At 71.0% G+C, this 24,000-nt stretch carries 22 protein-coding genes; 6 read left to right on the top strand and 16 right to left on the bottom strand.

Going from position 1 to position 24,000, the window contains the following annotated elements; all coding sequences use genetic code 11:
• Positions 1-40 precede the first annotated feature (40 nt).
• The gene (locus ACN9MP_RS02070) at positions 41-1,219 is read left to right on the top strand and encodes a serine hydrolase domain-containing protein (RefSeq protein WP_426323497.1); all 1,179 of its coding nucleotides are present in this window, start codon (positions 41-43) and stop codon (positions 1,217-1,219) included.
• 119 nt (positions 1,220-1,338) lie between these two features.
• Positions 1,339-2,709 (top strand): DNA repair protein RadA, encoded by a 1,371-nt coding sequence (radA, locus tag ACN9MP_RS02065; protein ID WP_426323495.1) that lies wholly within the window; start codon positions 1,339-1,341, stop codon positions 2,707-2,709.
• A 630-nt stretch (positions 2,710-3,339) separates the two neighbouring features.
• Here radA and ACN9MP_RS02060 read toward each other — a convergent pair.
• The 6 genes from ACN9MP_RS02060 to ACN9MP_RS02035 form a co-directional block, all read right to left on the bottom strand.
• On the bottom strand, positions 3,340-3,765 hold the full coding sequence (locus ACN9MP_RS02060) for a dehydrogenase (RefSeq protein WP_426323493.1): 426 nt from the start codon (positions 3,763-3,765) through the stop codon (positions 3,340-3,342).
• A gap of 43 nt (positions 3,766-3,808) precedes the next feature.
• Complete coding sequence (locus ACN9MP_RS02055; RefSeq protein WP_426323491.1) at positions 3,809-4,525, bottom strand: FadR/GntR family transcriptional regulator; 717 nt, start codon at positions 4,523-4,525, stop codon at positions 3,809-3,811.
• 116 nt (positions 4,526-4,641) lie between these two features.
• Entirely contained in the window at positions 4,642-5,415 is a 774-nt protein-coding gene (locus tag ACN9MP_RS02050; protein ID WP_426323489.1) for a 3-oxoacyl-ACP reductase, read from the bottom strand.
• Between the two features lie 11 nt (positions 5,416-5,426).
• Positions 5,427-6,785: an aldehyde dehydrogenase family protein gene (locus ACN9MP_RS02045; RefSeq protein ID WP_426323487.1), complete on the bottom strand. Its 1,359-nt coding sequence runs from the start codon at positions 6,783-6,785 to the stop codon at positions 5,427-5,429.
• The gene (locus tag ACN9MP_RS02040) at positions 6,782-7,552 is read right to left on the bottom strand and encodes a gamma-glutamyl-gamma-aminobutyrate hydrolase family protein (protein WP_426323485.1); all 771 of its coding nucleotides are present in this window, start codon (positions 7,550-7,552) and stop codon (positions 6,782-6,784) included. The genes ACN9MP_RS02045 and ACN9MP_RS02040 overlap by 4 nt, the downstream gene beginning before the upstream one ends.
• Positions 7,533-8,888, bottom strand: coding sequence for a glutamine synthetase family protein (locus ACN9MP_RS02035; RefSeq protein ID WP_426323483.1), 1,356 nt, complete (start codon positions 8,886-8,888; stop codon positions 7,533-7,535). The genes ACN9MP_RS02040 and ACN9MP_RS02035 overlap by 20 nt, the downstream gene beginning before the upstream one ends.
• A gap of 188 nt (positions 8,889-9,076) precedes the next feature.
• Between ACN9MP_RS02035 and ACN9MP_RS02030 the strand changes: the two genes are divergently transcribed.
• A complete protein-coding gene (locus tag ACN9MP_RS02030) occupies positions 9,077-10,660 on the top strand; it encodes an amino acid permease (RefSeq protein ID WP_426323481.1) in 1,584 nt (527 codons plus the stop codon).
• Between the two features lie 368 nt (positions 10,661-11,028).
• On the opposite strand, the gene ACN9MP_RS02025 is transcribed toward ACN9MP_RS02030, so the two are convergent.
• The 5 genes from ACN9MP_RS02025 to ACN9MP_RS02005 form a co-directional block, all read right to left on the bottom strand.
• Positions 11,029-11,238 carry a hypothetical protein gene (locus ACN9MP_RS02025; protein ID WP_426323479.1) on the bottom strand — a complete coding sequence of 70 codons (210 nt, stop codon included), beginning with the start codon at positions 11,236-11,238 and terminating at the stop codon, positions 11,029-11,031.
• 21 nt (positions 11,239-11,259) lie between these two features.
• Complete coding sequence (locus tag ACN9MP_RS02020; protein WP_426323477.1) at positions 11,260-11,391, bottom strand: hypothetical protein; 132 nt, start codon at positions 11,389-11,391, stop codon at positions 11,260-11,262.
• Between the two features lie 275 nt (positions 11,392-11,666).
• Positions 11,667-12,359: a hypothetical protein gene (locus tag ACN9MP_RS02015; protein WP_426323475.1), complete on the bottom strand. Its 693-nt coding sequence runs from the start codon at positions 12,357-12,359 to the stop codon at positions 11,667-11,669.
• 80 nt (positions 12,360-12,439) lie between these two features.
• Entirely contained in the window at positions 12,440-12,943 is a 504-nt protein-coding gene (locus ACN9MP_RS02010) for an amino-acid N-acetyltransferase (protein ID WP_426323473.1), read from the bottom strand.
• Positions 12,944-13,028: 85 nt separating this feature from the next.
• Positions 13,029-15,554, bottom strand: coding sequence for an ATP-dependent Clp protease ATP-binding subunit (locus tag ACN9MP_RS02005; RefSeq protein WP_426323471.1), 2,526 nt, complete (start codon positions 15,552-15,554; stop codon positions 13,029-13,031).
• A 208-nt stretch (positions 15,555-15,762) separates the two neighbouring features.
• On the opposite strand from ACN9MP_RS02005, the gene ACN9MP_RS02000 reads away from it, so the two are divergent.
• Together ACN9MP_RS02000 and ACN9MP_RS01995 are read left to right on the top strand one after the other, a co-directional pair.
• Positions 15,763-16,503 (top strand): hypothetical protein, encoded by a 741-nt coding sequence (locus ACN9MP_RS02000; protein ID WP_426323469.1) that lies wholly within the window; start codon positions 15,763-15,765, stop codon positions 16,501-16,503.
• Positions 16,500-16,730: a helix-turn-helix domain-containing protein gene (locus ACN9MP_RS01995; protein ID WP_426323467.1), complete on the top strand. Its 231-nt coding sequence runs from the start codon at positions 16,500-16,502 to the stop codon at positions 16,728-16,730. The genes ACN9MP_RS02000 and ACN9MP_RS01995 overlap by 4 nt, the downstream gene beginning before the upstream one ends.
• A gap of 164 nt (positions 16,731-16,894) precedes the next feature.
• On the opposite strand, the gene ACN9MP_RS01990 is transcribed toward ACN9MP_RS01995, so the two are convergent.
• The 4 genes from ACN9MP_RS01990 to ACN9MP_RS01975 all read right to left on the bottom strand — a co-directional run bounded on the left by ACN9MP_RS01990 (position 16,895) and on the right by ACN9MP_RS01975 (position 20,754).
• A complete protein-coding gene (locus ACN9MP_RS01990) occupies positions 16,895-17,635 on the bottom strand; it encodes a hypothetical protein (RefSeq protein WP_426323465.1) in 741 nt (246 codons plus the stop codon).
• 140 nt (positions 17,636-17,775) lie between these two features.
• Positions 17,776-18,801, bottom strand: a complete 1,026-nt coding sequence (locus ACN9MP_RS01985) for a MauE/DoxX family redox-associated membrane protein (RefSeq protein WP_426323463.1) — start codon at positions 18,799-18,801, stop codon at positions 17,776-17,778.
• Between the two features lie 9 nt (positions 18,802-18,810).
• Positions 18,811-20,064, bottom strand: a complete 1,254-nt coding sequence (locus tag ACN9MP_RS01980) for a glycosyltransferase family 4 protein (protein ID WP_426323461.1) — start codon at positions 20,062-20,064, stop codon at positions 18,811-18,813.
• A 3-nt stretch (positions 20,065-20,067) separates the two neighbouring features.
• Positions 20,068-20,754 carry a hypothetical protein gene (locus tag ACN9MP_RS01975; RefSeq protein ID WP_426323459.1) on the bottom strand — a complete coding sequence of 229 codons (687 nt, stop codon included), beginning with the start codon at positions 20,752-20,754 and terminating at the stop codon, positions 20,068-20,070.
• A gap of 84 nt (positions 20,755-20,838) precedes the next feature.
• Between ACN9MP_RS01975 and ACN9MP_RS01970 the strand changes: the two genes are divergently transcribed.
• Positions 20,839-22,797 (top strand): glycosyltransferase, encoded by a 1,959-nt coding sequence (locus tag ACN9MP_RS01970; RefSeq protein WP_426326159.1) that lies wholly within the window; start codon positions 20,839-20,841, stop codon positions 22,795-22,797.
• Here ACN9MP_RS01970 and ACN9MP_RS01965 read toward each other — a convergent pair.
• Complete coding sequence (locus tag ACN9MP_RS01965; RefSeq protein WP_426323457.1) at positions 22,790-23,971, bottom strand: hypothetical protein; 1,182 nt, start codon at positions 23,969-23,971, stop codon at positions 22,790-22,792. The genes ACN9MP_RS01970 and ACN9MP_RS01965 overlap by 8 nt on opposite strands.
• Positions 23,972-24,000 lie beyond the last annotated feature (29 nt).

Raw genomic sequence — 24,000 nt, 5'->3', positions numbered from 1 at the left:
ACCGATAGCCTCATCCTGCAACGACGGACTGGGGGTCATCGTGGCTACGCAGACTCATTCGAACACGCGGCGAGCTGTCGCGGCATCCGTCGTCGTCTTCGTGCTCGGAATCACGGGATGCTCCGCCCCATCGTCCACGCCCATGCCTACGGCTTTTCCCGCCGACACTGCGCAGACGTTGCCCGCCGAGACGGCGGCCGCGCTGCAGGCGGTGCTCGACGAGGCGCCGATCGGCGAGAGGCTGCCGGGCGTGATCGCCCGGGTCATCACACCCGAGGGCACCTGGACCGGCACTGCCGGATCGATCGCGCTCGACGTCGAACAGGCGCCCACCTCCACCGACCGCACCCGCATCGGCAGTCTCACCAAGACGATGACGGGCACCATCCTCCTGCAGCTCGTCGACGAGGGCCTCGTCAGCCTCGACGACCCGATCTCGAAGTACGTGCCGGACTCCCCCAACGGCGAGGCCACCCTGCGCCAGCTCGCCGACATGACCAGCGGCATCCCGTCGTACTCGACCGACACGGACTGGCAGAACGCCTACTTCGGCGACCCGGCCACGGTCTTCACTTCGCAGGAGCTGCTCGACTTCGCGAAGACTCTCCCGCTCGACGGGGCGCCGGGCGAGGTGTGGGTGTACTCCAACACCAACTACATCCTCCTCGGCATGGTGATCCAGCAGGTGCTGTCTCAGCCCATCGCGGACGTGTTCGCCGAGCGCCTCTTCGAGCCGCTCGGAATGGCCGACACCGTGTACCCCGACGGTTCGGCGGCGATGAGCGAGCCGCGCTTCGAGGGCGTGACCGTCCAGGGCCAGCCCGAGGGCACGATCGCCGACGCCACCGACTGGAACCCGTCGTTCGGCAACACCGCAGGGGAGGTCATCTCCACGCTCGAAGACCTCACGCTGTGGGCGCACGCCCTGTTCACCGGCGAAGGGGTCCTGTCGCCCGACATGCAGCAGCTGCGGCGGGACTCGATCCTTTCAGCGCCGCCGCCCAACAATGCGACCTCCGGGTACGGGATCGCCTGGGGTCACGCTCCCAACGGCTGGTGGGGCCACTCCGGCACCATTCCCGGCTACACGACGTCGGTCTTCCATTCCTACGACGAGGATTCGACGATCGTCGTCATCACCTCGAGCGACATCGAGTTCGACGGCGGCGGCCTGCCCGCCCCGACGATCTACGAGGAGCTCGCGGAAGCGCTCGGCTGACTTCCGAGGGGGGCGGATGCCGCGGCCGGCCGCATCCGTCTCGCCTCGCGTGCACCGGAGTCGCGGCGCCTCCGGCCCGCCGCGCGAGCCGTGTCGCACGCCCGCTCTACGCTGGCCACATGCCCGCTGCCAGACGCCCGACGCAGACCGCGCCCTACCGGTGCACCGAGTGCGGCTGGACGACCCTCAAGTGGGTGGGGCGCTGCGGCGAGTGCCAGCAGTGGGGCACCGTGGTCGAGACCGCCGAGCAGACCGGCATCCTCCGGTCGGTGACGCCGGTGTCGCCCGGCGCCGCGCGGGCGGCGCAGCCGATCACGCGCATCGACACGTCCGACGCCCCGCGGCGGACCACCGGCGTCGGCGAGTTCGACCGGGTTCTCGGCGGCGGTCTCGTGCCGGGCGCCGCCATCCTGCTGTCGGGCGAGCCCGGTGTCGGCAAGTCCACCCTGCTGCTCGAGGTCGCAGCGCAGTCCGCGCAGACAGGACGACGCGTGCTGTACGCGAGCGCCGAGGAGTCGACGGCGCAGGTGCGGCTGCGGGCCGAGCGCACCGGCGCGCTCCACGACGAGCTCTACCTCGCGAGCGAGACGGACCTCGCGACGATCCTCGGCCACGTCGACGACGTCGCGCCCGACCTGCTCATCGTCGACTCGGTGCAGACGGTGTCGTCGGCGCTGTCCGAGGGCATGGCGGGGCATCCGTCCCAGGTGCGCGAGGTGGCGGCGACGCTCATCCGCGTCGCGAAGGAGCGCGGACTGCCCACGATCATCGTCGGGCATGTCACGAAAGACGGCTCGATCGCCGGTCCCCGCATCCTCGAGCACCTCGTCGACGTGGTGTGCCAGTTCGAGGGAGACCGGCAGACGTCGCTGCGGTTCGTGCGCGCGCTCAAGAACCGCTTCGGGCCAACCGATGAGGTCGGATGCTTCGACATGACCGGCGCGGGCATCGCCGAGGTCCCCGACCCCAGCGCCCTCTTCCTCGGCCACGGGAGCACTGAGCCGGGAACGTGCGTCTCGATCGCGCTCGAGGGTCGCCGCGCGCTGCCGGTCGAGGTGCAAGCGCTGACGATCGACAGCAAATCGGGCAACCCGCGCCGCATCGTGAACGGTGTCGATGCCGCGCGCGTGGCGACGGTGCTGGCGGTGCTGGAGAAGCGGATGCAGATCAAGACGTCCGACCAGGACGTCTACGTCTCGACGGTCGGGGGTGTGCGCTTCGCCGAGCCGGCGGCCGACCTCGCCATCGCCCTCGCCGTGGCGAGTGCCGTCGAAGGCTGGACCATTCCCCGGCACATCGCCGCCGTCGGCGAACTCAGCCTCGCCGGCGAGGTGCGGCCGGTCACCCAGGCCACGCAACGGCGCAGCGAAGGAGCGCGGCTCGGCTATCGCGACGTCATCGACCACCGATCCGGCTCGCTCGGCGGGGCGGTCCGCGACGTCAAGGTGAGGGCGAAGGGGCGGCCCGGCGAGGACATCCCCGAGTTCTGACCCCTCGCAGCCGGCGGTCCCCGTCCGGGGGCCGGGGTTGGGGTGGGTGCCGCAGCGGCGGTCAGCGACCGCGGGGCCGGGATTGGGGTGGGCGCCGGAGCGGGCGGTCAGCGACCGCGGGGGCGGGATTGGGGTGGGCGCCGGAGCGGGCGGTCCCCGTCCGGGGGCCGGGATTGGGGTGGGCGCCGGAGCGGGCGGTCCCCGTCCGGGGGCCGGGATTGGGGTGGGCGCCGGAGCGGGCGGTCCCCCGTCCCGGGGCCGGGGTTGGGGTGGGTCGCGGAGCGGGCGGTCAGCGACCGCGGGGGCGGCGGCGGCGATGCGGATCGGTCAACCCGAGTGCGATCGGTATGCCGATTCCGGCGGCGCACACGATTCCGACGATCAGGAAATCCACCCGGCGAGTCTGCTCCTGCTGGGGCCCGACTGGCAAGTCCGGTCCGGCGTGTCGCCGGGTCGCGGCATCCGTCACTCTCTCGCGTTGGCGAGACCAGGAGATCTGGCGAGAACAGGTCGATACCCGCCACCTCCTCCTGTAGCCGCCAGATCTCCTGTTTTCGACGCCGTCGAGGCGCTCAATGCCAGCGCCGGGCACCACCGCATCGCGCCTCAGCGCGTCAGGCTTTCGCCGCGTCAGGTGTCGAGGGCGGCGATGAGGTCGGCCGGCGATGCCTGCAGCGGATGCGGCCCCGCGATGTCGAAGAAGACCGTGGTGATCTCCTCCTCGTGAGCCCCGAGGAAGGCCCGCAGCCACGCCGGCGACTGCAGCGCGACGCCCGGCGGGAGGGTCGCGGGCTTGTGTGTGGCGTCGCTGAACAGCAGGAGCGCCACATCACCGGTCCGCGGGTCGCGATAGGTCCACACCTCGCCCACGTCGAGCGGATTGTCGCGCTGGCCGGGGCGCATCAGCGGCACGACCGTCGGGCCATGGCGCAGCGCGAACGCGACGGCAGCCATGTCCTGGGTCTGCAGCGCGTCACCCAGCTGGGTGTTGCGGAACTCCAGGGGTTCCTTCGCCCTGCCCGCCTTCGCGCGGTTCTCGCGCTTCTTGCCTGCCACCCGTCCAGCGTAATCGCCCGGTGAGCCCCGGAACGATGCGGGCTCAGGCGAGGAACCCGCGCAGCAGGGCCTCCGAACCGGCGAGGTGTTCGAGGATCGCCGCCTCCGCAGCATCCGGTCTCCCCGCGAGGATCGCGGTCACGATGTGCTCGTGCTGCACGTTGGAGTGCTCGATGTTGCGCGGCAGCAGCGGAAACGTGTCGAGCCACTCGTTCACGCGCGCCCGGTTCTCGGCGGCGAGCGCGACGAGCGATGGGATGCCGGCGAGCTCGGCGATCGTCAGGTGCAGCAGCGTGTCGAGCCGGCGGTAGTCGGGAGCGGATGCCTCGGTCACGAGTTCGTACCGAGCCCACAGCTCGCCGCGCGCCGACGCGTCGAGGGTCCGGGCCGCGGCGGCGCGGGCGGCGCCGGCCTCGAGCACGCGCCGGAGTCCGAGGACGTCCTCGAGCTCGGCGGGGGTCACATCACGCGGGTGCGGGGGCTGCGGGAGCGGGTCGGCGACGAACGTGCCGCCGTACCGCCCACGCCGGCGCACGAGGTAGCCGGTGTCGGCGAGCTCTCGGATGGCCTCGCGCACGGTGTCGCGGCTGACGGCGTAGAGAACGGCGAGTTCCCGCTCGGACGGCAGGGATTCCCCGGGCGCGACGACGCCGAGGCGGATGGTCTGCACGAGGCGCGCGACGGTGTCTTCGAGCGCGTTGCCCTCGCGCACCGGCCGGTACACGGCCTTGCGCACCTCCTGCAGTGGCGCGTCGCTCATGGCCGCGCCCCGCGCTCGGGCTCATGACTCAGGCTCGACGGCGCCGCAGCTCCGGCGCCTCGCTGGCGCGGCATCCGTTCCCGCCGTCCTGCCTGAATTGCGAGCATGCGCCGACCCTACAGCGGCGTCACGTAGGCGTTGGTGATGCCGCCGTCGACGACGAAGGCGGTCGCGGTGATGAACGACGCGTCGTCCGAGGCGAGGAACGCCACGGCGGCCGCCATCTCTTCCGGGTCGGCGAACCTCCCCATCGGCACGTGCACGAGCCGGCGCTGTGCGCGCTCGGGGTCCTTGGCGAACAGCTCCTGCAGGAGCGGGGTGTTGACCGGCCCCGGGCACAGGGCGTTGACCCGGATGCCCTGGCGCGCGAACTGCACGCCGAGTTCCCGCGTCATCGCGAGCACCCCGCCCTTCGACGCCGTGTACGAGATCTGCGACGTCGCCGAGCCGAGGAGGGCCACGAACGACGCCGTGTTGATGATCGAGCCCTTGCCGGCCGGCACCATGTGCCGCAGGGCCGCCCGCGAGCAGAGGTACACGCTCTTGAGGTTGACGTCCTGCACGCGGTCCCAGGCCGGCAGCTCGGTGGTCTCGATCGAGTCGTCGTCGGCGGGCGAGATGCCGGCGTTGTTGAACGCGATGTCGAGGCGGCCCAGATCACCGGCGACCGAGTCGAAGAGCATGTTGACGGATGCCTCGTCCGCGACGTCGACCGGACGAAACAGGCCGTCGACCTCCGCAGCCGCCCGCTCGCCGGTCGCCGGATCGAGGTCGGCGATCACGACGCGCGCGCCCTCCGCGGCGAACCGCCGGGCGGTCGCGAGCCCGATCCCCGAAGCGCCGCCCGTGATGATCGCGACCCGGTCCTTCAGTCTCGCGGTCAGATCCATGCTGTTTCCTTTCAGTCCGTCGCGAAGAAGACGTTCTTGGTCTCGGTGAAGTGCTCCGCGGCGTCGGGACCGAGCTCGCGACCGAGACCCGAGGCCTTCATGCCCCCGAACGGCGTCCAGTAGCGCACCGACGAGTGCGAATTGACCGACAGCACGCCGCTCTTCACGCCGCGGGAGACGCGCACGGCGCGGCCGAGGTTCTCGGTCCAGATGGAGCCGGCCAGGCCGTAGATCGTGTCGTTCGCCAGGCGGATGGCGTCGGACTCGTCGTCGAACGGCAGCACCGCGACGACGGGCCCGAACACCTCTTCCTGCGCGATGCGGTCGCCGGGCTGAGCCAGCACCACGGTGGGCGCGAACCAGAAGCCGTCCCCATCGGGTGCCGAGCCGCGGAAGGCGACGTCGGCGCCGTCGAGGAACCCCTCGACGGTGGACCGATGGGCTGCCGAGATCAAAGGCCCCATCTCGGTGCCCTCGTCTGCGGGGTCACCGACGCGCCATGCCCGCACCGCGGGCTCGAGCAGCTCCAGGAACCGGTCGTACGCCGAGCGCTCGACGAGGATGCGGCTGCGCGCGCAGCAGTCCTGCCCGGCGTTGTCGAACACGGCCCCCGGCGCCGAGGCGGCCGCCTTCTCGAGGTCGGCATCGGCGAACACGATGTTCGCGCTCTTGCCGCCGAGTTCGAGCGTGACCGGCTTCAGCTGGCGGGCACAGCCGGCCGCGACATCCGTCCCCACCTGCGTCGATCCGGTGAACACGACCTTGCGCACGTCGGGATGCGACACGAACCGCTGCCCGACCACCGAACCCGACCCGGTCACCACCTCGAACAAGCCCTCGGGGAGCCCGGCGAGAAGCGCGAGCTCGCCGAGCCGCATGGCCGTGAGGGGCGTGAGCTCCGCGGGCTTCAGCACGACGGCATTGCCCGCGGCGAGCGCCGGCGCGAAGCCCCACGACGCGATCGTCATCGGGAAGTTCCAGGGCACGATGATGCCGACGACGCCGTACGGCTCGTGGAAGGTCACGTCGAGTCCACCGGCGACGGGGATCTGCTGCCCCGAGAGCCGCTCGGGGGCACCGGCGTAGAAGTTCAGCACCTGCGCGACGTGGGAGGCCTCCCACCGCGCCGACCCGATGGGGTGCCCCGAGTTCAGCACCTCCAGCTGTGCGAGCTCCTCGACATGGGCCTCGACCACCCGCGCGAACGACCGCAGGGCATCGGCCCGTGCGACCGGCGGCAGCGACGCCCAGGAGCGCTGCGCGGCGACGGCGCGCGAGATCGCGGCATCCGTCTGGGCCTCGTCCGCCCGGGCGATCTCTCGGATCGGCTGCGCGGTGGCCGGGTTGACGACGGTGAACGTGGCACTCATGCGGTGCGCACCTCCCGGGATGCGTAGACGGATGCCTCGGCCACCAGTCCGGCGAAGAGCCGGCGGTCTTCGGCATTCTCTTCGGGGTGCCACTGCACGCCGAGGACGTACCCCTCCCCCTCCGACTCGAACGCCTGCACGAGGCCCTCGGTGTGCGCGGTCGCGATGAGCCCGTCGCCGAGGCGGTCGATCCCCTGGTGGTGGTAGCTGTGCACCTCGAGCTCGCCCGGCCCGACCAGGCCGGCCAGGCGCGTGCCCTCGTCGACCGTGACCTCGTTCACCGCGAACACCCCGCCTCCGACGCGGAAACGCTCGGTGCCGAGCGCCTCGGGCAGGTGCTGGTGCAGCGTGCCGCCGCGGGCGACGTTCACGAGCTGAAGCCCGCGGCAGATCGCGAGCACGGGCATCCGCCGCTCCTCGGCGCCGCGGAAGAGGGCGAGCTCCCACGCGTCGCGGTCGGGACGTGGCGGATCGGTGAGCGGATGCCGCTCCGCTCCGTACAGCTCCGGCTGCACATCGAGGCCACCCGTGAGGATGAGCCCGTCGAGGCCCTCGAGCACGGCGTCGGCGGCGGCATCCGGGTCCGGCTGCGGAGGCAACAGCACCGCCACGCCGCCCGACGCCGTCACCGAGTCGAAGTACTGCTGGGGAAGGAACGCTGCGCGCACGTCCCACACCCCCTGCTTCGCCTGCTCGAGGTAGGTCGTCAGGCCGATCACCGGCGTGCGGATCGGGCCGGGGAGGACGTCAGAGGCGCTCGAAGCCACGGACCCTCTCCCAATCGGTCACCGCGGCGTCGTAGGCCTCGACCTCGATGCGCGCCTGGTTCAGGTAGTGGTCCACCATGTCGTCGCCGAACGCCGACCGCGCGATGGCGGACTCGTCGAGCAGCTGTGCCGCCTCGCGCAGGGTGGTCGGCAGGTGGTCGACGCCCGCGGTGTAGGCGTTGCCCTCCAGCCGGTCGGGCAGCGGCAGCTCATGCTCGATGCCGTGCAGGCCGCCCGCGATGATGGCCGCGATGCCGAGGTACGGGTTGACGTCGCCGCCGGGCACGCGGTTCTCGACCCGCAGCGACGAGCCGTCCCCGACGACGCGCAGCGCGCACGTGCGGTTGTCGATGCCCCACGCGATGCCGGTGGGAGCGAACGAGCCCTTCGCGAACCGCTTGTACGAGTTGATGTTGGGCGCGTACAGCAGCGTGAACTCGCGGAGCGTCGCGAGGATGCCGGCGATCCAGTGCTCCATCAGCGGGCTGAAGCCGTAGGCGCCGTCGCCCGACATCACCGCGTCGCCCGCGGCGGAGCGCACCGAGAGGTGGATGTGGCAGCTGTTGCCTTCGCGCTCGTTGAACTTCGCCATGAAGGTGAGCGCCTTGCCGTGCTGCTCGGCGATGGCCTTCGCGCCGTTCTTGTAGATCGCGTGCTGGTCGGCGGTCTGGAGCGCCTCGGCGTAGCGGAACGCGATCTCCTGCTGACCGAGATTGCACTCGCCCTTCACGCCCTCGGTGTACAGGCCGGCGCCGTCCATCGACAGGCGGATGTCGCGCAGCAGCGGCTCGAGACGACCTGAGGCGAGCAGGTCGTAGTCGACGTTGTAGTCCGTCGACGGGGTGAGGTCGCGGTAGCCCTTGGCCCAGGCCTCCCGGTAGGTGTCGTCGAAGACGATGAACTCGAGTTCGGTTCCCGCGAAGGGGACGAGCCCCCGGTCGGCGAGACGCCGCCGCTGCCGGTTCAGGATGTCACGGGGCGACTGTCCGACCGGGTCGCCGTTCTGCCACGTGAGGTCGGCCATGACGAGCGCCGACCCCGCCAGCCACGGGATCCGACGGAGCGTGCCGACGTCGGGCCGCAGCATCATGTCGCCGTAGCCCGTCTCCCAGCTCGACATGGCGTAGCCGTCGACGGTGTTCATGTCGACGTCGACCGAGAGGAGATAGTTGCACGCCTCGGCGCCGTGGGGCAGCACCTCCTCCTGGAAGAGCCGCGCCGAGACGCGCTTGCCGACGAGGCGCCCCTGCGCGTCGGCGAAGGCGACGACGACGGTGTCGATGTCGCCGGCCGCGATCCCGGCGTTCAGCTGTTCGACGGTGAGGTTGCCCGGCATCCGTTCCTCCTCCTGCATCGGCGTGCGACGCGTGTCGCGAGTGGGATCCGCGAGACCCGCGTCACCCGCACACTCTAACCAAAATCGCCTGCAAAGGTAGACACAGCCCACCAATAGGGCCCACAATCGGCGGCAAGCGCATCCGCGCGACCCGAGCGCACCTCCCTTCGCGAATCCTTGGAGAACCGATGTCCCAAGCGAGCAGTGCAGCCCAGCCCGAATCCACCGCATCGTCCGCCGACGGTTCGGCGAAGGTCGCCGGTGCGACCTATACGCGAGCCGGCCAAGAGTACTTCCAGCGGCGCACGCTGAAACGCTCCGCCGGAATCTGGGGCCTCTGGGGCCTCGCCGTGGCCGCCGTCATCTCCGGCGACTTCTCCGGCTGGAACTTCGGCATCGACGCCGCCGGCTTCGGCGGAATGGTCATCGCCTTCGTGATCCTCGTCGCCATGTACTACGGCATGATCTTCTCGATCGGCGAGATGGCCGCCGCGATGCCGCACACCGGCGGGGCGTACTCCTTCGCCCGGTCGGCGATGGGCCCCTGGGGCGGCCTGGTCACCGGCGCCGCCGAGACCATCGAGTACGTCGCCACGACGGCCGTGATCGTGTACTTCTCGGGCGCCTACGCCGACGCCATCACCTCCGAGCTGCTGGGAGTGTCGCTCCCGGGATGGCTGTGGTGGGTCATCCTCTACGCGATCTTCATCGCGCTGAACGCCGCCGGAGCGCACATCTCGTTCAAGTTCGCGATCGTCGTCTCGATCATCTCGATCGCCATCCTGCTGGTGTTCTCGGTCATGGCGCTGTTCTCGCCGGCGCTCGACTGGGGTTCGCTGTGGAACATCGCCCCCGACCCGGGCCAGACCGAGTTCCTTCCGCACGGTGTGCTGCCGATCCTCTTCGCCCTGCCGTTCGCGATGTGGTTCTTCCTCGGCATCGAGGAGCTGCCGCTCGCAGCCGAGGAGTCGAACGACCCCGTCCGCGACATCCCGCGCGCCGGCTTCTGGGCCCGCGGCACCCTCATCGTGACCGGCCTGCTCGTGCTGTTCCTCAACACCGCCGTCCTCGGCGCCGAGGCGACGGGCGTCTCCGCAGAGCCGCTGCTCGACGGCTTCCGCGCGATCGTCGGCGACCAGCTCGCCGCCGTGCTCGCGCTCTTCGCGCTCATCGGCCTGCTCGCGTCGCTGCAGGGCATCATGTTCGCCTACGGCCGCAACATGTATTCGCTGTCGCGCGCGGGCTACTACCCGAAGTTCCTGTCGCTGACCGGCAAGCGCCAGACGCCCTGGGTGGCGCTGCTCGTGGGCGCCCTCATCGGGTTCGTGGCGCTGGTGGTGCTCGACATCCTCGCCAACATCGACCCCGACAACGCCGGAGCGGTGGCCGGCGCGATCGTCCTGAACATCGCGGTGTGGGGCGCGGTCCTCGCCTACCTGATGCAGATGGTCGCCTTCATCATGCTGCGCCGGAAGTACCCGAACGCGAACCGCCCCTACCGCAGCCCGTGGGGCGTGCCGGGAGCAGTGGTCGCGGCGGTCATCGCGGCGCTCATCTTCCTCGGGTTCCTGCTCAACGAGGCCTTCCAGCCGGCGATCATCGCCATCGGCATCGTCTACGTCGTCATCCTCATCGGCTTCGCGCTGTACTTCCGGCACCGCCTCGTGCTCTCGCCCGAGGAGGAGTACGCCATCTCGGGCGGCACGCACTGGGATCCGCAGGCGGAGGGGTACGACGCGATGGAGACCGAGGTGTTCGGCGACAAGCCCTAGGGTTCGGCCACGAAAGTACGGCGAGACGAGCGGGGCGGTGTGGGGCCGCCCCGCTTCGTCGTCGCATCCGCCGATGTTCGAGGGATGTGCGGGTCGTCCCCGGCCCCCCGGCTCGGGGACGACCCACGGCACCCGGGTGCGCGGCGGGGCCCTGGGGAAGCCTGCGTCGAAGTCATGGGGGAGGTTCGACGTGCCGCACGACAGCGGGTGTGCCATTCAACGGTAGAGGCAGTGCGCGGGGCGATGCGACGCATCCGGTGCCAGGAGTGCGCCACTCCGCGACAGGGCTCGGTACACGGCGCTGCACCGAGGTCGGTCAGACTGGGGCGAACTCACCGGCCATGGTCGGCAGGCGACGCCGGGGTCTGTCATTGCTCGTCCGAGCGCTCTCGAAGGATTCCGTGCACGGTGCGCGGCGCGAGACCGGTGAGCTTCGCAAGTTCTCGCACTGAGGCGCCATCCGCGTTGGCTGCACGGATCGCGGCGCGGTAAGCCTCGTCTGCGGCCTCCATCGCCTTCCTTGCGCGCAGGATGGCGGCCGCGTGCTGCTTCGGCACGATTCCCGGGGGCCGCGTCACTCGGCCAGTGTATGGGGGCGGTCAGTTGGCCCCGGCCTCGCCGCGACGATAGCCGCAGACGCAAGAGATCGTCTCCGGCAGGTGGGTGCGGTGCTCGAGCAGCTCGGGGTCGACGTCGAGTGCGACGGCGGTGCGCTCAATGGTCGTCCCCATACTCCATTTCGTATCACTACGGGATACGAAATGGAGTATGTTCCGTGTTCTTGGAGGATGCATGATGCCGCGGACCTCGGGCGTAGGTCTCCGCGCCGCTTGCGAGGGGGTAATCATGCGAGTCAGGTTCCCAGTCGAAAGCGATGCACGCAGGCACTTCGGGAAGTGCCTGCGTGTATTCGGAGACTTTGTGACGCTTGCTGGTCGCGGTCCCGGCAATCGTGCGGACTCCTCGCGGACCGCGGGCTGATTTCCGCGGGATCGCTGGGGTTGTCCTAGTACAGCAGGAACTGCTTCGGCTCGGTCGACGGGATGCCGCCGATCTCCACCGACAGATGGTACGAGGCGCCGCCGCCGGGGGCGCGGGGGCGCGTGTCGTCCGCGCAGGTGCCGACCGCCGAGCGCGTGCGGTCCCACTCGAGCGGGGACGCACTCGACACGGTCTGGCCCGCGGCGATGAGCACGGTCATGTCGCTGGGCTCGCTCTGGCAGTCGGTCGATCGCCACCAGATGTCGTCGCCGCTCGTGACCGTGTACGACTGCGCGCTGGTGCCGACGTTGAGAGTGCAGTCGGAGCCGTGGTTGGTGAGCGTGATGGAGAACTGCGGGTTCTGGTCGCCCGCGTATGTGTCGGCGCTCGAGACCGCTTCGACGGTGACCTCGCTCGCGACGCAGGGCAGCGCCGTGGGTGTCGCCTCGGGGCTCGCCCCTTCGACCACCGCACCCTCGACGGCACCGGTGTGGACCCCGCCGACCGTCGCCTGCGACGACGGCACCGGAAGGGAATCAGGCCCCCTCTGCGCGGAGGAATCGACGCCGGACGAGTCCGCGGTGACCGCACGAGCCCACGGCTGCGCGATGAGCAGCCACACCACCCCGGCGACCACGAGCAGCCCGATCACCATCGCCAGCCGCCGGCGACGGTACACCGCAGGAGAGTGACGTCGTCGCGGAGTGGTGCCGGTCATGCTTTCAGGTTAAGCCGGGTCGGCCGGGCTTCTCCCATCGGCGCGCCCCGCCGGAGTCGTACGTGGCGCTTCGTGACGCGTCAGAGGCGCTTGAGCATGCGCGTGTTGCCGAGCGTGTTCGGCTTCACGTGCGCCAGATCGAGGAACTCGGCGACGCCCTCGTCGGGCGAGCGGATGAGCTGGGAATACACGTCGGGATCGACGACCTGCTCGCCGATGGGCTCGAACCCGCGGCGGGTGAAGAAGTCGACCTCGAAGGTCAGGCAGAACAGGCGCGACAGGCCGAGCGTACGGGCGTTCGCCTCGAGCCCCTCGACGAGCGCTCGGCCGACGCCGTGATGCAGCCATCCGTCGGCGACGATGAGCGTGCGGACCTCGCCGAGGTCCTCCCACATCACGTGCAGCGCACCGCAGCCGATGAGTTCGCCGTCCGCGTCCTCCGCGACGAGGAACTGCTGGGTGGCCTCGTACAGCACCACCAGATCCTTGCCGAGCAGGATGCGCCGCTGCACGAACGGCTCAAGGAGCGCCTGGATGCGAGGGACATCGCGCGTACGCGCCGGCCGGACCAGGAACTCTGCCACCCGTCCAGCGTAGAGCCAGAGACGACGAAGACCGGATGCCGCAGCATCCGGTCTCCGTTCGCGCTTCGACGGGGCTCGCGACCGATCAGGCGTTCGCGGCCAGATCCGGGGTCGCGGTGATCTCGCCGTTGTGGACGACGCCGACTGCGACCTTGTCGCCGCGCGGGCCGTGCTCGAAGACGAACTCGCCGTTCTGCGCATCGACCTTCACATGGTCGCCGGAGTCGAGCTCGCCGTGCAGGATCTTCTCCGACAGGCGGTCCTCGACCTCGCGCTGCATCGCGCGACGCAGGGGGCGGGCGCCGAGCGCGGGGTCGAAGCCGATCTCGATCAGCTTGTCCTTCGCGGCGTCCGTCAGCTCGATCGTCATGTCGCGGTCGAGCAGACGCTCGCCGAGCCGCTTGGTGAACAGGCCCACGATCTGGCGCAGCTCGTCCTTGTCCAGCTGCGGGAAGACGATGATGTCGTCGACGCGGTTGAGGAACTCGGGCTTGAAGTTGCGCTTCAGCTCCTCATTGACCTTGCCCTTCATGCGCTCGTACGTCGTGCCGCTGTTGCCCTCGACCTGGAAGCCCACGGGGCCGCCCGCGATCGCCGACGAACCGAGGTTCGTCGTCATGATGATCACGGTGTTCTTGAAGTCGATCACGCGGCCCTGACCGTCGGTCAGGCGACCCTCTTCGAGGATCTGCAGGAGCGAGTTGAAGATGTCGGGGTGCGCCTTCTCGATCTCGTCGAAGAGCACGACCGAGAACGGCTTGCGACGCACCTTCTCGGTGAGCTGGCCGCCCTCCTCGAATCCGACGAACCCGGGAGGGGCGCCGAACAGACGCGAGACCGTGTGCTTCTCGCCGAACTCCGACATGTCGAGCGCGATGAGCGCGTGCTCGTCGTCGAAGAGGAACTCCGCGAGCGCCTTGGCGAGCTCGGTCTTTCCGACGCCGGTGGGGCCGGCGAAGATGAACGAGCCCGACGGGCGCTTCGGGTCCTTGAGGCCCGCGCGCTGGCGGCGGATCGTCTTCGAGAGGGCGGCGATGGCCTCCTCCTGGCCGATGACGCGCTGGTGCAGCGCCTTCTCCATGAAGACGAGACGGCTCGACTCCTCCTCGGTGAGCTTGAACACCGGGATGCCGGTGGCCTGGGCGAGCACCTCGGCGATCAGGCCCTCGTCGACCACGGCGTGGCTGGCGACGTCGCCCGAGCGCCACTGCTTCTCGAGGCGCAGGCGCTCGGCGAGGAGGGACTTCTCCTCGTCGCGCAGCGAAGCGGCCTTCTCGAAGTCCTGGTCCTCGCTGGCGCGCTCCTTGTCTTCGCGGACCTTGGCGATCTTCTCGTCGAACTCGCGCAGCTCGGGCGGGCTCGACAGGATCGACAGGCGCAGGCGGGCGCCGGCCTCGTCGATCAGGTCGATGGCCTTGTCGGGCAGGAAGCGGTCCGAGATGTAGCGGTCGGCGAGGTTCGCCGCCGCGACGATGGCGCCGTCGGTGATCTGCACCTTGTGGTGCGCCTCGTAGCGGTCGCGCAGGCCCTTCAGGATGTTGATCGCGTGGGGCAGGCTCGGCTCGGCGACCTGGATGGGCTGGAAGCGGCGCTCGAGCGCAGCATCCTTCTCGAAGTGCTTGCGGTACTCGTCGAGCGTCGTGGCACCGATGGTCTGGAGCTCGCCACGGGCGAGGAGCGGCTTCAGGATCGACGCGGCGTCGATCGCGCCCTCGGCGGCACCGGCGCCCACGAGGGTGTGGATCTCGTCGATGAAGACGATGATGTCGCCGCGGGTGCGGATCTCCTTCGTGACCTTCTTGAGGCGCTCCTCGAAGTCACCGCGGTAGCGGGAACCGGCGATGAGCGACCCGAGGTCGAGCGAGTAGAGCTGCTTGTCCTTGAGCGTCTCGGGCACGTCGCCCTTGACGATCGCCTGCGCGAGGCCCTCGACGACCGCGGTCTTTCCGACTCCGGGCTCGCCGATGAGGACAGGGTTGTTCTTCGAACGGCGCGACAGGATCTGCATCACGCGCTCGATCTCCTTCTCGCGCCCGATGACCGGGTCGAGCTTGTTGTCGCGCGCGGCCTGCGTGAGGTTGCGGCCGAACTGGTCGAGCACCTGCGAGCCGCCCTGGGTCGTGCCCTGGGTCTGCTCCCCCGCGCCGCTGGCGACGCCGGCGGGCTCCTTGCCCTGGTAGCCCGACAGCAGCTGGATGACCTGCTGGCGCACCTTGTTGAGGTCGGCGCCGAGCTTCACGAGCACCTGGGCGGCGACGCCCTCGCCCTCGCGGATGAGACCGAGCAGGATGTGCTCGGTGCCGATGTAGTTGTGGCCCAGCTGCAGCGCCTCACGGAGGCTGAGCTCGAGCACCTTCTTGGCGCGCGGAGTGAAGGGGATGTGGCCGGTCGGCTGCTGCTGTCCCTGGCCGATGATGTCCTGCACCTGCTCGCGCACGGCGTCGAGCGAGATGCCGAGGCTCTCGAGGGCCTTGGCGGCGACGCCCTCACCCTCGTGGATGAGACCGAGCAGGATGTGCTCGGTGCCGATGTAGTTGTGGTTGAGCATCTTCGCCTCTTCCTGGGCGAGGACGACCACACGACGGGCACGGTCGGTGAATCTCTCGAACATCTCGTTCACTCCTCCGGGGCGTCTCGGGCGGTGAGCCCACTGCGCCTTACAAACGAGGGTAGCCAGAGGCCCGTGGCCGGATGGCCGTGTTCGCCGTGGGCATAGCGCGCCCGTGCAGGTCTTGACGAGCGACGGATGCCTTGCGCCGCAGCATCCGGTTCCCTTATCGTTTTTCGATAACAACGTTTATCGATATGGAGGCGTGCGAATGGATCCGCTGACCGCGAATCTCGTCACCGTCGGTGTGCCGCTGCTGGTGGTGGCGGTGGCCACCGCGACCATCCTCGTGCGGGGCCGGCGCCGGGCGGCGGGCATGCTGAGCCGGCCGGAGTCGTGGGCGATCTCGATCCTCGGCGCGGTGGCGATGATGACCGTGCTGACGTCGTTATGGGGACTCGTGGGCACGGCGGGCTACCTGTTCAGCGGTGATCCGGTCCGGATCGACGGGTTCCCGTTCGCCGGGATCACGGCGCCGGAGCTTCTGGCGGATGTCCCGCACCTCGTCGAGAGCGGCTACGGGTCGGTCTGGATGACGGTGTCGGATCTGCCGTCGTCATCACTGTGGCTGCTCTACCTCGAGGAAGCTCTGCCGATGGTCGGGGCGATCTGCATCAGCGTGGTGGTCGCGTGGCTGTCGTTCACCCTCGTGCGCGAGCGCCCCTTCGCCCGCGCATTTCCGGTCGGCTTCGCCGTCGCAGCCGTCGCGATCGTGGTCGCGGGACTGGGATCCCAGTTCGCGGCGGCGATGGCGAGATCGTCGGTCATCGCCTTCCTCGGAGAGGAGCAGCTAACCGGTGACACGACGACGACGCCCCCTCATGATGTCTTCGTCTTCCTCTCGCTCCAGCTCGATCTCGCGCCCATCGGGTGGGCGTTCGGGCTTCTCCTGGTCGCAGCGGCGTTTCAGATCGGCATCCGCATGCAGAAGGACACGGAGGCGCTGGTGTGACGCCCGCGGATGACGACGGGCCGAGCGGGGTCCACTGCCGGCTCGACGAACTGCTCGAGCAGCGCGGCATGACCCTCACGCGGCTCTCGGAACTCGTCGGGGTGTCGGTCGTGAACCTCTCGATCCTCAAGAACGACCGCGCCCGAGCCATCCGTTACTCGACGCTGTCGGCGATCTGCCGGGCGCTCGACTGCGAGATCGGCGATCTGCTCGTGCGCGCCGACTGAAGGGAATCGCCGAAGTGGCACCCGCGGCCGCCACCAGACGCGCGTTGCGACCACAGGCGCCACCTCCACCCACCCCGCGCCCGCCGAAGTGGCACCCGCGGCCGCCACCAGACGCGCGTTGCGACCACAGGCGCCACCTCCCGCCGACCGCGGGATCTCCGGCGTCAGTTCGGCGTGATGGGGATGCGGATGTCGTCGAACTCGCCGCCGGTGAGGATCGCGAAGATCCCGGCGTCCTCGTCTTCGAGACCGTTGACCGCGGCGACGAGGCCGCGGGGCGCCATGTCCATCGTGCACACCTGATCCGCAGGCGGCGTCTCGAAGGTCACGGTGACCTCGGTGCTGCTGGTCACCTCGGTGTTCTCGATCACGGGAGGGCACGAGGACGAACCCCACGACAGGATGACGAACTGCCCGTCGACGTCGGTCCAGCCCGCGCTCGGCAGGTAGTCGGTCTCGCCCCCGGCCTTCAGCGACGGGACGCCCTCGAGGTCGGTGTCGCCGTGCCAGCCGTCACCTGTCACCTCGATCTCGACCCCCTGCGAGGGGTCGACACCCTCGGGCGTGCCCACGAGCGTGACCCGGGGCACGAGATCGGCGGTGCAGGCCTCGTCGTCCTCGGCCGCGACCAGGGTGACCTTCATCACGTCGTCCTCATAGGTGGCCTCGTCGGCGACGGGGATGCACGTGGAGCTCCCCTGCGTGACGATGCCGATCATGCGGCCGCCGTCGAGCCAGGCGGCGCCGACCTCGTGCTCGTCGCTGCCGCCGCCGGCGTCATCGGTCGCGGTGGCGGCGGGGCTCGGAGTGCCGCCGGAGCCCGCGGGGGTCGCGCACGCCGCGAGCAGGCCGGCCACGACGAAGAGCGAGCCGATGCCCGCGGCGAGACGGGTGTTGAGCTTCATGTGCGAGGACCTTTCACTGGCACGGATGCCGCGGATGCAGGCATCCCTCACGGTAAGAGTGTCACGCGCCGCCGCGTCGTCACAGACCCGCGCCGGCCGGACGGGCCATCCGATACCGAGGCGTTGCCTGGGAGGACCGCTCAGGCGGGGCGCTCGCCGTGGAGGCTCTCGTAGACGTCACCGACGAACTCGTCGATCTCGCGGACCCCGGTGACGGGGCCGCCCGCGAGCAGCCCGTCGATGCCGAAGAGCACAGCGGTGGGAACCCGCCAGTCCTCGATCGAGCTGCTCACCAGGTGGTCGGCGTCGTGCAGCGACTGCGGCTCGGTGAGCTCGCTCAGCCGGCCGCTGTCGTGCGCGTGCGTGAACAGCAGGCGCACGTCGACCTCGGGCAGGAGCTCGCGGAATGCGGGCGCCTTCTCGATCACCATGGTGCACGAGCCGCAGGTGGGGGAGACCGCCAGCATGAGGAGGGGGCGCGACCGCGTGAGGGCGCGCAGGTTGACCGACGTGCCGTCGGCGAGGGAGAGCGGCACGGCCGGCGTGCGGGTGCGGATGTAGTCGAGCGCGCCTTCTCCGTCGCCGTCGACCGGCACCTCGACGAGCGAGGTATCGGAGGCCGGCGGTGCGGCGGCGGCAGCAGCGGCCTGGGGCTCGTCCGGCCACAGCACGAGCACCGCCGTGAGGGCGGCTGCCGCGGCGCCCAGCACGGTGCCCGACCAGCCCGTGAGGGCGACGGCGAGCGCTCCGCCGAGGAGGGGCGCCGTCCAGATGACCGCGGCCGAAGCGACGGCGAGCACGACGAGCCACACGTTGCGGATGACGGTGACGCGGGTGATGCGGCGCTTGCTGCCGAAGCACGCGCACGAGGCGTCGTCGGAGGCACGCCGGGCTTTGACCACGAGCCACAGGTAGCCGGCCATCAGCACCACCGCGACGAGCGCCGCCGCCAGTCCGAGCCAGCCGCCGAGCACGATCAGCGCCGCACCGAGGGCGATCTCGCCCCAGGGGTGCAGGCGGAGCAGCCACTGCCGGCGCAGCATCTTCGGCACTCCCAGCTCGCCCCACCCGACCAGGTCGTCGGGGGTTCGCAGCTTCGCCACCGCACTGGCGATCAGCACGCCGGCGAGGACCAGAGGCAGGGTGACGGTGAGGGCGGCGATCACACGCTGATGCTATCGGTGCGCGGCGGGCGAGAGGCCGCCGCGCCGCATCCCGTCGCGCCGGTGCAGCACCTCCGCATAGAACAGCGCGTGCGCATCGACCACCTCGGCATCGCTGAGAAGGCCCGGCGTCGCTGCGGCCGCGGAGGCGAGACGGGCCCGGAGGACGGGATCGCCACCGATCCGGCGCAGCGCCGCGGTGAGCGCCGGCACGTCACGGGGTGCCGCGCGCAGGCCGTTGACCCCGTCGTCCACCCACTCCACCGGCCCCCCTTCGTCTGCCACCACGACAGCCCGGCCGGCGGCCAGGTACTGCAGCACGTTCTGGCCGAGCGGCTCGGGGCGGGTGGAGTACTGCACGGCGACGTCCCACCGCGCGAGGAGGGCGTCGACGTCGTCCACGTGGCCGAGGAACGCGACGCGGTCGGCGACCCCGAGGCGCTCCGCCTGGGTCCGCAGCTCCTCCCGGTGATCCTCGTGGCCGAAGGGCGCTGCGCCGGCGATCTCGAGCACCGTGTCGCCGGGGAAGGCCGCCGCGAAGGCCTCGATCAGAAGGGCCTGGCCTTTCCAGGGGTCGATTCGGGCCAGCATGCCGACGCGGAGCGGACCGGGTTCGCGCGGGCCGGGGACGGGCGGCCCCGCGCGCAGTCCGGAGGCGCTCGGGATGACGACGGTCGCCGCGCCCGGTCGGAGGAACGGCAGCGCCGTCTGGAGCGTCAGGCGCGAGTTGCCCACCACGCCGTCGGCGCGCGGGAGCACCAGCCGGCGCATGATGGCCGAGCCGACCTCCCCGAGGGCCGCCGCGTCCACGGTGTCGCGCAGGTGCACGACGAACGGCGTCCGCGAGGCACGGGCGGCGAGCGCCCCGTAGGCGGCGGCACGGGCGCTGTTGGCGTCGACCAGGTCCGCCCGGCGGTACTCCCGGTGCACGCGCGTCGCCGCAGCCTGCACGAGGAGGCTCGCGGCCGCGGCGATCGTCGCCCCTCGCCGCCCGGATGACACTCCGGCGGGTTGCGGGATGCCGCTGACCCCCCGTTCGACGGCTCCGTCCAGGCGGTCGAACGCGGGCCCGGTCGTCGGCGGGGTCAGCAGGAAGGGATGCCACGAGGGGCCGGCGGACAGCATACGCGCGAGCGCGAGCTCCGCGCCCCCGGCAACCGCCGTGTGGTCGAGGTGCAGCACGCGTGGCCCCGCGATGGCGCCCCCCGGATCATCGCCGGCCGGAGGCACGGGCAGGCCGCCGGCGCGGAGGTCGTCGGCGCCCATCCCTCAGCCGCGGCCGCCGCCCGCGCGCGAGGTCGCGCCGTGCGACGCGCCGGCGGACAGGTCGGCGGCGCCGAAGGGGAGCCCCTCGCCGGTCGAGACGACCGCGAGGTAGCGGTCGACGTCGCCTTTCGGCATCCCGTAGAGCATGGCCGCCAGCCGCACGAGCGGGGGCACCTCCTGCGCGATGAGAGCGGCATACGCCTCATCGCCGCGGCCCTCGGGGTCGGTGATGTCGTCGTCTCCGATGGACCGGCGGTCGGCGAGGCGCCCCACGGCGTCGCGCAGGTCGTGGACGGTCGTGGCGCGCGCCGGCGCCAGTGTCTCGGCGATCCGCCCCGCCTCCCGGATCGTGAACGTCCGCCGCACGGCCGACGGCTCGCGCTGCAGCACGGTCTCGCGCAGGCGCCGCGACGCCGTCAGCACGAGGTCGGCCTCGCGCACGTGCTCGTCCGACAGGCGCCTCGCGGCATGCGATGAGCCGTCGGCACCCAGCGCCGCGGCGATCCGCTGCACCTGCTCGCCCATGGGCTCGCCTACCGGAGCGATCACCCCGGCGCTCTCGGTGCGCACGCGGCCTTGCAGCCCGGGAGGCAGGTACCAGTCCGCCCAGACCCGCAGAAGGGCCTCGGCGAGGGCCGAGCGGTGGAGGTTTCCGGCGCAGATCGTCAGCACGACGAAGTCATCGGCCAATCGCGCACCTCCCTATCCCTGAGCGGGCCGGTACGGCCATAGGGTTGCCTGGGCAAGCATACTAGGAGGCCTTCCGTGCGCGTCATGCGAGTCTCGCACAGCGCCGCCGTCGAGGAGTGGCGCGGCAGGGAACGGAGCCTGCGCGCCCGGGGGATGGACGTCGAACTGCTGAGCGCGCGCCGCTGGCACGCCGGGGGCGCCGAGACCGCGCTGACCCCGATCGCCGGCGAGCAGGCGATTCCGGTGGGCACCTGGGGGCGGCATCCCGCCCTCTTCCTCTATGACCCGCGCCCGCTCTGGCGCGCGCTGGGCCAGAGGTATGACGTGATCGACGTGCACGAAGAGCCGTTCTCGCTCGCCACGGCCGAGGTGCTGCTCCTCCGGTGGCTGCGACGCAATCGCGCGCCGTTCGTGCTCTACACGGCGCAGAACCTGCTCAAGCGGTATCCGCCGCCCTTCCGCTGGCTCGAACGGCACGCGCTCCGACGTGCGAGCGGCGTCTCGGCCTGCAACCCCGCAGCCGCGCGCATCGCGCAGAGCAAGGGATTCCCCGGTCGCGCCCGGGTCATCCCGCTCGGCGTCGACCTGGAACGGTACGCCTCGCGCCCGGCGAAGACCGAGACCTCGGATGACGTCGTGGCCGGGTTCCTCGGTCGGCTCGTGCCCGAGAAGGGCGTGGGCACCCTTCTCGAGGCGGCAGCGCTCGAACCGCGCCTGCGGGTGCGGATCGCGGGGTCCGGCCCCTCGCGGGAGCACCTCGAGGCCACGATCGCCGCCCGCGGGCTCGCCGACCGCGTCGAGCTGCTGGGCCCCGTCGACCCCGACGACGTGCCGGCGTTCTACCGGACGCTCGACGTGCTGGCGGTGCCGTCGATCCCGCGACCGGGATGGACCGAGCAGTTCGGCCGGGTTGCGGTGGAGGCGATGGCCTCGGGCATTCCCGTCGTCTCGAGCGACGCCGGCGCGCTCCCCGACGTCGTGGGCGGGGCGGGGCTCGTCGTTCCGGCGGGCGACGCGGCGGCGCTCGCGGCGGCGCTGGTCGAGGCGGCGACCTCTCGCGCGACGGAGCTGCGGCAGGCCGGCTTCACGAGAGCGGCCGAGTGCTCATGGGATGCCGTCGCCCGCGACTACGCCGAGCTCTACGAGAGCGCGACCGGGCGAGCAGAGGAGCCCGCCTCCGCCGGGGCGCACCGCGCGCTCGAGGTGGTCGTCGTGGCCTACGGGTCGCCGGACCTCCTCCGGCGAGCGCTGGAGCCGGTGCGCGCGCTCCCCGTCACCGTCGTCGACAACTCGTCGCTGCCCGAGATCGCCGCGCTGTGCGATGAGCTCGGCGTGCGCTACCTGGACCCCGGCCGCAACGGCGGCTTCGCCGCCGGCGTGAACGTCGCTCTGCGCGACCGGCTGGTGCCAGGCGCCGACGTGCTCCTGCTCAACCCCGATGCGGTCATCTCGGCGGACGCGTGCGCTGCGCTGCATGAGGCCCTTCGGGCAGACCCGGCGCTCGCCTCGGTGGGTCCCGCGCAGTCCGACGGCCGTGGCCACCGCGCGCGCGTCGAGTGGCCGTTCCCGAGCCCGCGCAAAGCGTGGCTCGAAGCGGTCGGCCTCGGGCGCCTGCAGTGGGGGGCGAGGTACGTCATCGGCTCGGTTCTGCTGCTGCGTGCGGAAGCACTGGACCAGGTCGGAGAGTTCGACGAGCGGTTCTTCCTGTACGCCGAGGAGACCGACTGGGCCTATCGGGCGCACCTCCTCGGCTGGCGTCACCGCGAGATTCCGAGCGTGAACGCGCTGCACGCGGGTGGCGGGACCAGCACGGATTCCCGCCGCCGGGAGGCCCATTTCTTCGCGTCGCAGGAGCGGTACTACCGCAAGCACTTCGGCACCGTGGGGTGGCAGTCGGTCCGCGCCGCCGTGTTCCTCGGCGCCGCGGCGCGGTCGGTGCTCCTGCGTGACGACCGCCGCACCGTCGCGCGGCGACGCGCTGCCATCTTCTGGCGCAGCCCCGCCCAGGTCGAGACTCAGCTCGACAGGACCTCGGTCAGCTGAACAGCTGCCGCCCGAGCCCGGGGTACCGGCGGGCCCGCACGGCGACGGCGCGCAAGGGTGCGATGCGGCGAGCCGTTCCCCTGACGCGCTGATACCTGAGCAGTGCGGAGATGTACCGGATCGCCTCGTCGTCGTCCGCGAGCCGCGCGAGCCGCATCATCTCCTGCCAATAGGTCGTGGTGTGCGCCGACATCCGCACGCGCGCCGGCGGGACCGTGACCGGCTCGTCGAAACACGCCGGATTCCTCACCCCGGCGATATGGAGCGCCCAGAAGGTGCGCACGCACTTCTCGCATCGCCCGCAGTTCTTCGACAGCTCGTCACCCTGCCAGCACACCCTCAGCAATGCGAGCACCTCCGGCTCGGTGGCGACGATCCGCGCCTTGTCGGTGCGGGTGAGCTCCGCCCCGTCATGGCAGATGCGCATCACCCCCGACGACAGGAGGCGATCGGAGAGGGGGTTGGACCCCCACGGCAGCCGGATGCGGAAGTAGGGCACGCTGCTGGCGATGAGGCCGGCGCCGAAGTCCGGGGCGTAGACCTGCAGCGCGGCCGCCAGGGCCAGTCCGTGCGACTGCTCCCACTCCTGATCGAGGTCGCGGAAGTTCGTCGCGACGCCGCGCAACTGCAGGCCCAGCGCGTCGGCGGCCCGCTGGGCGCGCTCCCGCGCGCCGGCGAACTCGGCGGTGCGGTCGAGCGGGATGTCGAAACCGTGCACGAGAAGGAGGGAGTCCAGCGCCTCGGTGCGCCAGCCAGCCGACGCGCTCGTATGGCGGATTGCGGTGCATGCCGAGTCGAGTCCGCCGGAATAGGCCGCGATCGCGCGCCTGGACGGGTGGGGTTCGACATCCACCACCTCATCGGCGGTGACGGCGATCGGCGTGTAGTCGTCGGGCAGCCACGAGTGCAGCGCCGCCTGCCATTCGTCGAGGTTGCGCAGCAGCGTCCGGCTGACGGCCCCGTGCACGTGCACCGGTGCCGCTCGCGCCATCCAGAGCAGGAGAGAGCCCAGCACGAACGCATCGGCGAGCCGAGCGTCCAGCGCTCGCCCGTCGAGGTCGCGGAACCACAGCACCGAGCGCGCGCCGTGCCACTCGAGATCGGCCGAGCGGAATCCGATGCGCGCCTGACTCTCGTCGGGGAAGATGTGCCCCTGAACGACGGTGTCCGTCACGCTGCCCCCTCGAAGCCGAACATCGCCCA

This window comes from Microbacterium sp. E-13, assembly GCF_049912955.1.
Taxonomy (GTDB): Bacteria; Actinomycetota; Actinomycetes; order Actinomycetales; family Microbacteriaceae; genus Microbacterium.
Note: the sequence above shows the minus strand (reverse complement) of the source record. Positions and strands in the feature narration are given on the sequence as shown.